The sequence below is a fragment of the Lactobacillus sp. M0390 genome, from assembly GCF_016102085.1.
GTDB classification, from domain to species: domain Bacteria; phylum Bacillota; class Bacilli; order Lactobacillales; family Lactobacillaceae; genus Lactobacillus; species Lactobacillus apis.
This window is the reverse complement of record NZ_JACFPH010000004.1, coordinates 1-12,663: the sequence shown is the minus strand read 5'-3', so window position 1 is coordinate 12,663 and position 12,663 is coordinate 1. Positions and strand designations below refer to the sequence as shown.

General features: G+C 34.6%; 5 protein-coding genes. All 5 read right to left on the bottom strand.

Translation table 11 applies throughout. From position 1 onward, the window contains the following. Positions 1-51 precede the first annotated feature (51 nt). Positions 52-2,457 carry a BspA family leucine-rich repeat surface protein gene (locus tag H3R25_RS07450; protein WP_198194807.1) on the bottom strand — a complete coding sequence of 802 codons (2,406 nt, stop codon included), beginning with the start codon at positions 2,455-2,457 and terminating at the stop codon, positions 52-54. A gap of 142 nt (positions 2,458-2,599) precedes the next feature. Beyond that, positions 2,600-5,293 (bottom strand): BspA family leucine-rich repeat surface protein, encoded by a 2,694-nt coding sequence (locus tag H3R25_RS07445; RefSeq protein ID WP_198194805.1) that lies wholly within the window; start codon positions 5,291-5,293, stop codon positions 2,600-2,602. Positions 5,294-5,434: 141 nt separating this feature from the next. After that, on the bottom strand, positions 5,435-7,402 hold the full coding sequence (locus tag H3R25_RS07440) for a BspA family leucine-rich repeat surface protein (protein WP_198194803.1): 1,968 nt from the start codon (positions 7,400-7,402) through the stop codon (positions 5,435-5,437). Positions 7,403-7,508: 106 nt separating this feature from the next. After that, positions 7,509-9,836, bottom strand: coding sequence for a BspA family leucine-rich repeat surface protein (locus tag H3R25_RS07435; RefSeq protein ID WP_198194801.1), 2,328 nt, complete (start codon positions 9,834-9,836; stop codon positions 7,509-7,511). Positions 9,837-9,978: 142 nt separating this feature from the next. Then, positions 9,979-12,369, bottom strand: a complete 2,391-nt coding sequence (locus tag H3R25_RS07430; protein WP_198194799.1) for a BspA family leucine-rich repeat surface protein — start codon at positions 12,367-12,369, stop codon at positions 9,979-9,981. Between the last annotated feature and the right edge of the window lie 294 nt (positions 12,370-12,663).

Below are 12,663 nucleotides of genomic sequence, written 5' to 3'. Positions count from 1 at the left end.
ACAAAAAAGGAGCTCAAAGGAGCTCCTTTTTACTTGGTTAAAAAAACTTTATTACTTATTAGCTGTGTAGTAAATATCCACTTGTTGATCTTGACTATCACTTGTTACTTTTTCTGCCGGAACAAAGGCACTACTTGCAGTATAACCCTTTAGTTTTGGTACTGTTACTCTTGCCCAGTTTCCTGTACGCCAGCTGGCATATGTCTTTTGTCCCGTCGCTTTATCTTCTGTATATGAACGGCTAAGCGTTACTACCTGTTTAGTAGTTGTAACTAAACCGTCTGGTTGATGCACATTGATTGTTCTAGTTACAGTTCTACTTTCTGTTCCCTTGACAATCTCATGCTTAACGTTAATTTTAACTACTTGATTTCCTGATTTATCTACTGTAATTATGGTTGGCGGACAAACTAAAATGTATCCGGCTGGTACTTCATAGTTTGGCTTGATCTTCTCACCAATTTCACCACTTATTTGTTGGGTACCAATTACATTGCCCTTATCGATATATTGAATAGTAACGATTTGTTTAGCAGGGCCATAAGTAACATCAATGGTTTGATTGGTGGTTTGGTCAGTTACAACTTGAGCTGGTATCTCTTTGATATTTGCTTCATAACCTGCAAATGTTGGAATCTCACAGGCATTCCATTGTGATTTTGACCATTCACCATAATCAGTAGTGCCATCATCATATGTATTGACCGCTCTGCTAATTACAGCAGTTTGTTCAACACTCTTAACTCCACCAACTGGTTGGTGAATGTTAATTAAACGGGTTACAGTTTTACTTTCAGTAGTTGTTTTGATGATATTCTTCTCATTTGACCAGTCATAAGTAGTAACTTGGTCACGACCTGGCATTGCCATTAACTCATCTGAACTGTAACGCTTACCCTTTTGATAGCCCTCTGTAGCTTTCCACATAATCTTCTTACCATTAGCTTGATTTACAGGTAAAGCAGTATCAGCTGAGAACTTAGTATTTATACCGAGAACTAAGTGGTCTAATTTATTATCGCCACTAAACATATACTTCATATCTGTCACATTAAAAGTATCGAAATTACTTAAGTTTAGACTGACTAAGTCAGAACAGCCATTAAACATAAATGTCATTCTTTTTACTTTTGACGTATCAAAGTGGCTTAAATCTAAATCAGTTAAATTCCAACATCCATTAAACATTGAATACATATCTGTTACATTTGATGTATTGAAATTGCTCAAATCAATGTTCTTCAAACTATGACAGCCATTAAACATCCAAGGCATACCTGTCACTTTAGAAGTGTCGAAATTACTTACATTAATGTTCTTTAAACTAGAGCAACTGTCAAACATAAATGACATGTTTGTTACATTTGAAGTATTAAAGTTACTTAAATTAATATTTTCCAAGCTATGGCAGCTACCAAACATCTCAGACATGTCTGTCACTTTTGATGTGTCAAAATTGCTTACATCAATGTTCTTCAAACTATGACAACCATTAAACATCCAAGGCATAATTGTTACATTTGAAGTATCAAAATTACTTACATTAATGTTCTTTAAGCTAGAGCATCTGTCAAACATAAATGTCATTCTTGTTACATTTGAAGTATTAAAGTTACTTACATCAACACTAGTTAATTTTTTACATCCAGCAAACATCCTCATCATATCTGTAACTGCCGATGTATCAAAACTGCTTAAATCTAAGCTGTTAAGATTAGTGCACCCATAAAACATTGCGTACATATCAGTAACTTTTGCTGTATTAAGTTTGCTCAAATCTAATTCAGTCAAATTCGAAGAATCTTGAAACATTTGACTCATATTCGTTACATTAGAAGTGTCTAGATTGGCTAAACCCTCAATTGATTTCAAATTAGTTAAGCCATAAAATAAACCAGTCGAATTTTGGTTTGCAATTACTCCTGAATCAAATTTAATCTTGGTTAATTGATTCTTAAAGTTTGCATTTAATTGTCCTACGCCTACTCCAGCATATTCTTCTATAGAATAATTAGGTGATCCTAGAATACCTTCATGCAAATGTAAAACGTAGTCATCACCCTCACGAGTGTATTCCCACTTACTTGTACCCCATGTTCCTTGGTCAATTAACTCATTGCCTTGGCCGGTCTTAGTTGATACTTGCTGCTTAGCTTCTGTTGATTGAGTGTTAATTCCATTTTTATCTACTTCAGCAGACTCGTTAGTGGAGCTATTTTCGGCGCTTCCACTATTTGAATTACTACTATTTACATCTGCATCAGTTAGTCCATTTGCATCATTAACACTTGTATCTGCTTCAGTCTTACTTCCTGGAGCCTGCACTTCTACTACTTTTTCACTGCTTGCTGCTGAATCTTCTGTTGCTGCCTTCACCTGTTGTTGAGTTAAGGCAACTCCACATACTAGTCCTGCAACTGCAGACGAAATAAGTAGATTTCTGTTTCTACTGTTCATTTTTCCCTCCGTTTTAAATAACGATTATTATTTAACTATATGATTACATATTTATTTGAACTTTTTGTGAATTTTCTGTGAACTCTGGAAATTTTTCCAACAAAAAAGGTTTCTAAATTATTTAAATCTAGAAACCCCTTTATTACTTATTAGCTGTGTAATATATATCTACTAGTTGATCTTGACTATCACTTGTTACTTTTTCTGCTGGAACAAAAGCACTGCTTGCAGTATAACCCTTTAGTTTTGGTACTGCTACTCTTGCCCAGTTTCCTGTACGCCAGCTGGCATATGTCTTTTGTCCGGTCGCTTTATCCTCTGTATACGAACGGCTAAGCGTTACTACCTGCTTAGTAGTTGTAACTGAACCGTCTGGTTGATGCACATTGATTGTTCTCGTTACAGTTCTACTTTCTGTTCCCTTGACAATCTCATGCTTAACGTTAATTTTAACTACTTGATTTCCTGATTTATCTACTGTAATTATGGTTGGCGGACAAACTAAGATGTATCCAGCTGGTACTTCATAGTTTGGCTTAATCTTCTCGCCAATTTCACCTCTTATTTGTTGGGTACCAATTACATTGCCCTTATCGATATATTGAATAGTAACGATTTGTTTGGCAGGGCCATAAGTAACATCAATGGTTTGATTGGTGGTTTGATCAGTTACAGCTTGAGCTGGTATCTCTTTGATATTTGCTTCATATCCTGCAAATGTTGGAATTTCACAGGCATTCCATTGTGATTTTGACCATTCACCATAATCAGTAGTGCCATCATCATATGTATTGACAGCTCTACTAATTACAGCAGTTTGTTCAACACTCTTAACTCCACCAACTGGTTGGTGAATGTTAATTAAGCGGGTTACAGTTTTACTTTCAGTAGTTGTTTTGATGATATTCTTCTCATTTGACCATTCATAAATGGTAACTTGGTCGCGACCTGGCATTGCCATTAACTCATCTGAACTGTAACGCTTGCCCTTTTGATAGCCCTCTGTAGCTTTCCACATAATCTTCTTACCATTAGCTTGATTTACAGGCAAAGCAGTATCAGCTGAGAACTTAGTATTTATACCGAGAACTAAGTGGTCTAATTTATCATCGCCACTAAACATATACCTCATATCTGTCACATTAAAAGTATCGAAATTACTTAGATTTAAATCAATTAGACTTACACAATTATAAAACATAGACACCATTATTTCTACTTTTGACGTGTCAAAGTTGCTTAAATCTAAATCAGTTAAATTCCAACATTCCTCAAACATCAAGGACATATTTGTTACGTTTGAAGTATTGAAGTTACTTACATCATTGTTCTTCAAACTACGACAACCATTAAACATAGATGCCATATCTGTCACTTTAGAAGTATCAAAGCTACTTAAGTCTAGACTGACTATATTAGAGCAACCCCTGAACATTGCATACATTTCTGTTACATTTGAAGTATTGAAATTACTTACATCAATAGTCTTTAAACTAGAGCAACCGTCAAACATCCAGGACATATCTGTTACATTTGAAGTATCAAAATTGCTTACATCAACTTCCTCTAATTTCTTACAGCCTAAGAACATTTCACTCATAGTCGTTACATTCGAAGTATTAAAATGACTTACATCTATACCCTTTAAACTAGAGCAACTTTCAAACATTGCGCACATATTTGTTACATTTGAGGTATTAAAGTTACTTACATCTATGTTCTTTAAACTATAGCAACCGTCAAACATTGAGGACATATTTGTTACATTTGAAGTGTCAAAATTGCTTACATCAACTTCTTCCAATTTTTCACAGTTGTAGAACATACATCTCATATTCTTTACATTCGAAGTATTAAAATGACTTACATCTATGTTAGTTAATTCCTTACATCCATAAAACATGTCTATCATACCAATGACAGCCGACGTATCAAAACTACTCAAATCTAATTTTGTTAAGCTAGTACAGTTTGTAAACATATCAGCCATACCTTCTACTTCTGATGTCTTAAATCTGCTCAAATCTAAATTTGTTAGATTAGTACATCCATAAAACATTGCAGACATATTAGTAACTTTTGACGTATTAAATTTACTCAAATCTAAATTTGTTAGATTAGTACATCCATCAAACATTGCATACATATTAGTAACTTTTGACGTATTAAATTTACTCAAATCCAGTTCTGTTAAATTCGAAGAATCTTTAAACATTTGGTACATATTCGCTACATTTGAAGTGTCCAGATTGGCTAAGCCCTCAATTGAGTTTAATTTAGTCAAGCCGCTAAATAAACCTAAGGAATCTTCATTTGCAATTACACCTGAATCAATTTTTATTCTAGTTAGTTGATTCCTAAAATTTGAATTTAATTGATTTATACCTAAAAACTTAGGTGTCCCTAAAGTTCCTTCATGCAAATGTAAAACGTAGTCGTCACCCTCACGAGTGTATTCCCATTTACTTGTACCCCATGTTCCTTGGTCAATTACTTCACTGCCCTGGCCTGCCTTGGCTGATACCTGCTGCTTAGCTTCTGTTGATTGAGTATTAGTAACGTTTTTATCTACTTCAGTAGACTCGTTAGTGGTGGTATTTATTTCGCTTCCACTAGTTGAATTACTATTTGCATCTGCATCAGTTAGTCCATTTGCATCATTAACACTTGTATCTGCTTCAGTCTTACTTCCTGGAGCCTGCACTTCTACTACTTTTTCACTGCTTGCTGCTGAATCTTCTGTTGCTGCCTTCACCTGTTGTTGAGTTAAGGCAACTCCACATACTAGTCCTGCAACTGCAGACGAAATAAGTAGACTTCTGTTTCTACTGTTCATTTTTACCTCCAATTTAAATAACGATTATTATTTAACTATATGATTACATATTTATTTGAACTTTTTGTGAATTTTCTGTGAACTTTGTAAATTTTTCAACAAAAAAGGTTTCTAAATTATTTAAATCTAGAAACCTCTTTATTACTTATTAGCTGTGTAATATATATCTATTACTTCATTTTTACTTGTACTTGTAACTGTCTTAGCCGCAATTACCGCACTTGTTGCAGTATAACCAGCAAATTTTGGCACTTCAAATCTATCCCATTTTGCAGTTTTCCAAGCACTATATGTCTTTTGTCCTGTTACTTTATCTTCAGTGACAAGACGAGTAATTGTAGCAATTTGGCTGTAAACTTGATCACTATTATTTGGTAAATGGAGATTTATTGTCCTTGTCAAAGTCTTTAATTCACTAGTTTGAACAAGTTGATGTTTAACATTGACTTTAACTATTTGATTTCCTGATTTATTAACTGTAATGGTAGACGGTGGGCAAACTGCTACATATCCATCTGGTACTTCATAGTTTGGCTTAATCTTTTCGCCAATTTCACCACTTACCTGCTGCGTTCCAACAATTTTTCCCTTATCTAAATATTGAATAGTCACTACTTGCTTTGCAGGAGTATAGTAAATATCAACCGTTTGGTCTACAGTTGTCCCAGTTACAGCTTGGGCGGGAATTTCTTTACTACTTGGTTTATAACCTGAAAAAACGGGCACTTCATATGCATCCCACTGAGCTGTTGTCCAGTCACCATAATCCACGGAGCCATCTTCATATGTATAAACTTTGCGACTAATAATTGCAGATTGTGGGACATTTTGAAGTCCACCATTTGGCAAATGGATGCTAATTAATCGTGTCACAGCCTTATTCTCAGTTGATTCTTTGGCTGTCTGATCAGTAGAAACCCAATCATAAATAGTAACTTGATCACGTCCTTCTAGTGATACTAACTCTTCTGAAGTATAAAGTTGTCCTTTTTGATATCCTTCTGTTGCTACCCAATATGGAGCTGCGACTTTTTTATTAGTACCTGGAATCACAGTACCAACTGGAGGAATAGGTAATTTGGTGTTAATTAAGCTTGTATAATTAGGTCCAATAATTAAATGATTAAGCTTACTGCAATTTTTAAACATGCCTGTGGTCATTCCCGTTGGCATAATAAACTTGCTTAAATCCAAACTTGTTAGACTAGTACAATTAGCGAACATTTCAAACGCATCACCAGAAATTAAGGCACCAAGTTTCAAATCAGTTAAACTTATACAGTTATCAAACATATCTATAGTACTAGGTCCTCCAAGCTCAGGAGGAGTTGAAAAATTGCTTAAATCTATACTAACCAAATTAGTACAACCGCGGAACATTTCACTATATTCAAATACTATTGAAGTATTAAAGTGTGACAAATCTATTTTGGTTAGACTAGAACAATCTTTAAACATACTATACATACTATAAACTTTTGAAGTATCTAGATTTTCTAATCCTTCAATTGAAGTCAATTTAGTCAAACCATAAAATAAACCATTCGAACATTCATTTGCAATTACACCTGGATCGATGTTTATTTTAGTTAATTGATTCCTAAAGTTTTCATTTAATTGGAGTACACCTACACCTACACGACAATTTTCATCAGAAATATCACTAGGCGACCCTAAAGTTCCTTCATGCAAATGTAAAACGTAGTCATCACCCTCACGAGTGTATTCCCATTTACTTGTACCCCATGTTCCTTGGTCAATCACTTCACTACCCTGGCCTGCCTTGGTTGATACCTGCTGCTTAGCTTTTGTTGATTGACTATTAGTAACGTTTTTATCTACTTCAGTAGACTCGTTAGTGGAGCTATTTTCCTCATTTCCACTGGCTGAATTACTACTATTTGCATCTGCATCAGTTAGTCCATTTGTATCATTAATACTTGTATCTGCTTCAGTCTTACTTCCTGGAGCCTGCACTTCTACTACTTTTTCACTGCTTGCTACTGGATTTTCTGTTGCAGCCTTTACTTGTTGTTGAGTTAAGGCAACTCCACATACTAGTCCTGCAACTGCAGACGAAATAAGTAGACTCCTGTTTCTACTGTTCATTTTTACCTCCGATTTAAATAACATATATTATTTAATTATATGATTACACTTATATTTTTTCAACAAAAAAAGGTTTCTAAATTATTCAAATCTAGAAACCTCTTTATTACTTATCAGCAGTGTAGTAAATATCCACTTGTTGATCTTGACTATCACTTGTTACTTTTTCTGCCGGAATAAAAGCACTGCTTGCAGTATAACCCTTTAGTTTTGGTACTGTTACTCTTGCCCAGTTTCCTGTACGCCAGCTGGCATATGTCTTTTGTCCGGTCGCTTTATCTTCTGTATATGAACGGCTAAGCGTTACTACCTGCTTAGTAGTTGTAACTGAACCGTCTGGTTGATGCACATTGATTGTTCTCGTTACAGTTCTACTTTCTGTTCCCTTGACAATCTCATGCTTAACGTTAATTTTAACTACTTGATTTCCTGATTTATCTACTGTAATTATGGTTGGCGGACAAACTAAAATGTATCCGGCTGGTACTTCATAGTTTGGCTTGATCTTCTCACCAATTTCACCACTTATTTGTTGGGTACCAATTACATTGCCCTTATCGATATATTGAATAGTAACGATTTGCTTAGCAGGGCCATAAGTAACATCAATGGTTTGATTGGTGGTTTGGTCAGTTACAACTTGAGCTGGTATCTCTTTGATATTTGCTTCATATCCTGCAAATGTTGGAATCTCACAGGCATTCCATTGTGATTTTGACCATTCACCATAATCAGTAGTGCCATCATCATATGTATTGACTGATCTGCTAATTACAGCAGTTTGTTCAACACTCTTAACTCCACCAACTGGTTGGTGAATGTTAATTAAGCGGGTTACAGTTTTACTTTCAGTAGTTGTTTTGATGATATTCTTCTCATTTGACCAGTCATAAGTAGTAACTTGGTCACGACCTGGCATTGCCATTAACTCATCTGAACTGTAACGCTTGCCCTTTTGATAGCCCTCGGTAGCTTTCCACATAATCTTCTTACCATTAGCTTGATTTACAGGTAAAGCAGTATCATCTAAGAACTTAGTATTTACCCCAAGAACTAAGTGATCTAGTTTATTATCGCCACTAAACATATACTTCATATCTGTTACATTAAAAGTATCGAAGTTACCTAGATTCAAGCTAATTAAACTCCAACAACCATTAAACATATATGACATATCTGTCACATTTGAAGTATCAAAGTTGCTTAAATCTAAGTCAGTTAAACTCCAACAGCTATTAAACATAAATGTCATTTCTTCTACTTTAGAAGTATCAAAGTGACTTAAATCAATATTTTCCAAGCTATGGCAGCTATAGAACATTGAATGCATATCTGTTACATTCGAGGTATTGAAATTGCTTAAATCAATAGTCTTTAAACTATAGCATGATTCAAACATCCAGGACATATTTGTTACATTTGAAGTATCGAAATTACTTACATTAATACTCTTTAAACTAGAACACCCGTAAAACATATCTCTCATATTTGTAACCTTTGATGTTTCAAAGTTGCTTAAATCGAGTTCTTCTAAGCTTTTACATGAACCGAACATATCTTGCATGTTTATAACGTTGGAAGTATCAAAATGACTTACATCGATGCTAAATAATTTTTCACATCCAGAAAACATTCTCCACATATCTGTGACTTTTGATGTATCAAAACTGCTCAAATCTAAGCTGTTAAGATTAGTACATCTATAAAACATCGCATACATATTAATAACTTTTGATGTATTAAATTTGCTCAAATCTAATTCAGTCAAATTAGAGCAGTCTTGAAACATCGCATACATGCTTGTTACATTAGAAGTGTTTAGATTGGCTAAACCCTCAATTGACTTCAAATTAGTTAATCCACAAAATAAACCGGCCGAATCCTGATTTGCAATTACACCAGAATCAAATTTAATCTTAGTTAATTGATTCTTAAAGTTTGCATTCAGCTGTCCTACACCTGCACTAACAAATTTATCAGAATACCATTTTGGTAATCCTAAAGTTCCTTCATGCAAATGTAAAACGTAGTCATCACCCTCACGAGTGTATTCCCATTTACTTGTACCCCATGTTCCTTGGTCAATTACTTCACTGCCCTGGACTGCCTTGGTTGATACCTGCTGCTTAGCTTCTGTTGATTGACTATTAGTAACATTTTTATCTACTTCAGTAGACTGGTTAGTGGAGCTATTTTCCGCGCTTTCACTAGTTGAATTACTACTACTTGCATCTGTATCATTTATTCCATTTGAATTATTACCATTTGCATCCGTTTCAGTCTTACTTCCTGGAGCCTGCACTTCTACTACTTTTTCACTGCTTGCTGCTGGATCTTCTGTTGCTGCTTTTACTTGTTGCTGAGTTAAGGCAACTCCACATACTAGTCCTGCAACTGCAGACGAAATAAGTAGACTTCTATTTCTACTATTCATTTTTCTCCTCCATTTTAAATAACGATTATTATTTAACTATATGATTACATATTTATTTGAACTTTTTATGAATTTTCTGTGAACTCTGGAAATTTTTCAACAAAAAAGGTTTCTAAATTATTTAAATCTAGAAACCTCCTTATTACTTATCAGCAGTGTAGTAAATATCTACTAGTTGATCTTGACTATCACTTGTTACTTTTTCTGCAGGAACAAAGGCACTACTTGCAGTATAACCCTTTAGTTTTGGTACTGTTACTCTTGCCCAGTTTCCTGTACGCCAGCTGGCATATGTCTTTTGTCCGGTCGCTTTATCCTCTGTATACGAACGGCTAAGCGTTACTACCTGCTTAGTAGTTGTAACTGAACCGTCTGGTTGATGCACATTGATTGTTCTCGTTACAGTTCTACTTTCTGTTCCCTTGACAATCTCATGCTTAACGTTAATTTTAACTACTTGATTTCCTGATTTATCTACTGTAATTATGGTTGGCGGACAAACTAAGATGTATCCAGCTGGTACTTCATAGTTTGGCTTAATCTTCTCGCCAATTTCACCTCTTATTTGTTGGGTACCAATTACATTGCCCTTATCGATATATTGAATAGTAACGATTTGCTTAGCAGGGCCATAAGTAACATCAATGGTTTGATTGGTGGTTTGATCAGTTACAACTTGAGCTGGTATCTCTTTGATATTTGCTTCATATCCTGCAAATGTTGGAATCTCACAGGCATTCCATTGTGATTTTGACCATTCACCATAATCAGTAGTGCCATCATCATATGTATTGACCGCTCTACTAATTACAGCAGTTTGTTCAACACTCTTAACTCCACCAACTGGTTGGTGAATGTTAATTAAGCGGGTTACAGTTTTACTTTCAGTAGTTGTTTTGATGATATTCTTCTCATTTGACCAGTCATAAGTAGTAACTTGGTCACGACCTGGCATTGCCATTAACTCATCTGAACTGTAACGCTTACCCTTTTGATAGCCCTCTGTAGCTTTCCACATAATCTTCTTACCATTAGCTTGATTTACAGGTAAAGCAGTATCAGCTGAGAACTTAGTATTTATACCGAGAACTAAGTGGTCTAATTTATCATCGCCTCTAAACATATGCTTCATATCTGTTACATTAAAAGTATCAAAGTTGCTTAAATCTAAGTCAGTTAAACTCCAACAGCTATTAAACATAAATGTCATTTCTTCTACTTTAGAAGTATCAAAGTGACTTAAATCAATATTTTCCAAGCTATGGCAGCTATAGAACATTGAATGTATATCTGTTACATTCGAAGTATTGAAATTACTTACATTAATGTTCTTTAAACTAGAGCAACTGTCAAACATAAATGACATATCTGTTACATTTGAAGTATCGAAATTACTTACATTAATGCTTTTTAAATTAGAACACCCCATAAACATAGAATTCATCTTTGTCACTTTAGAAGTATCAAAATTACTTACATCAATGTTCTTCAAACTATAACAGCCGTCAAACATCCAGGACATATCTGTTACATTTGAAGTATCGAAATTACTTACATCAATAGTCTTTAAACTATAGCATTGCTCAAACATCCAGGACATATCTGTTACATTTGAAGTATCAAAATTGCTTACATCAACTTCCTCTAATTTCTTACAGCCTAAGAACATTTCACTCATAGTCGTTACATTTGAAGTATTAAAATGACTTACATCGATGCTAATTAATTTTTCACATCCAAAAAACATTCTCCACATATCTGTGACTTTTGATGTATCAAAACTGCTCAAATCTAAGCTCTTTAGATTAGTACACCCCATAAACATATTATACATATTAGTAACTTTTGACGTATTAAATTTGCTTAAATCCAGTTCAGTCAAATTCGAAGAATCTTCAAACATTTGGCGCATATTCGTTACATTTGAAGTGTCAAGATTTTCTAATCCTTCAATTGATTTCAAATTAGTTAAACCATAAAATAAACCTGCCGAATTTTGGTTTGCAATTACACCAGAATCAAATTTAATCTTAGTTAATTGGTTCTTAAAGTTTTCATTTAGCTGGCCTACACCTGCATATGCAAATTTATCAGAATACCATTTTGGTAATCCTAAAGTTCCTTCATGCAAATGTAAAACGTAGTCGTCACCCTCACGAGTGTATTCCCACTTACTCGTACCCCATGTTCCTTGGTCAATTACTTCACTGCCCTGGCCTGCCTTGATTGATACCTGCTGCTTAGCTTCAGTTGATTGACGATTAGTAACGTTTTTATCTACTTCAGTAGACTCGTTAGTGGTGGTATTTATTTCGCTTCCACTATTTGCATCTGCATCAGTTAGTCCATTTGAATCATTAACACTTGTATCTGCTTCAGTCTTACTTCCTGGAGCCTGCACTTCTACTACTTTTTCACTGCTTGTTGCTGGATCTTCTGTTGCCGCCTTTACTTGTTGTTGAGTTAAGGCAACTCCACATACTAGTCCTGCAACTGCAGACGAAATAAGTAGACTTCTATTTCTACTATTCATTTTTCTCCTCCATTTTAAATAACGATTATTATTTAACTATATGATTACATATTTATTTGAACTTTTTATGAATTTTCTGTGAACTCTGGAAATTTTTCAACAAAAAAGGTTTCTAAATTATTTAAATCTAGAAACCTCCTTATTACTTATCAGCAGTGTAGTAAATATCTACTTGCTGGTCTTGACTATCACTTGTTACTTTTTCTGCAGGAACAAAGGCACTACTTGCAGTATAACCCTTTAGTTTTGGTACTGTTACTCTTGCCCAGTTTCCTGTACGCCAGCTGGCATATG

What these genes read in the sequence shown, in the direction of transcription:
- H3R25_RS07450 (WP_198194807.1), bottom strand. Translation starts at nt 2,457, where the DNA reads ATGAACAGTAGAAACAGAAATCTACTTATTTCGTCTGCAGTTGCAGGA.
- H3R25_RS07445 (WP_198194805.1), bottom strand. Translation starts at nt 5,293, where the DNA reads ATGAACAGTAGAAACAGAAGTCTACTTATTTCGTCTGCAGTTGCAGGA.
- H3R25_RS07435 (WP_198194801.1), bottom strand. Translation starts at nt 9,836, where the DNA reads ATGAATAGTAGAAATAGAAGTCTACTTATTTCGTCTGCAGTTGCAGGA.
- H3R25_RS07440 (WP_198194803.1), bottom strand. Translation starts at nt 7,402, where the DNA reads ATGAACAGTAGAAACAGGAGTCTACTTATTTCGTCTGCAGTTGCAGGA.
- H3R25_RS07430 (WP_198194799.1), bottom strand. Translation starts at nt 12,369, where the DNA reads ATGAATAGTAGAAATAGAAGTCTACTTATTTCGTCTGCAGTTGCAGGA.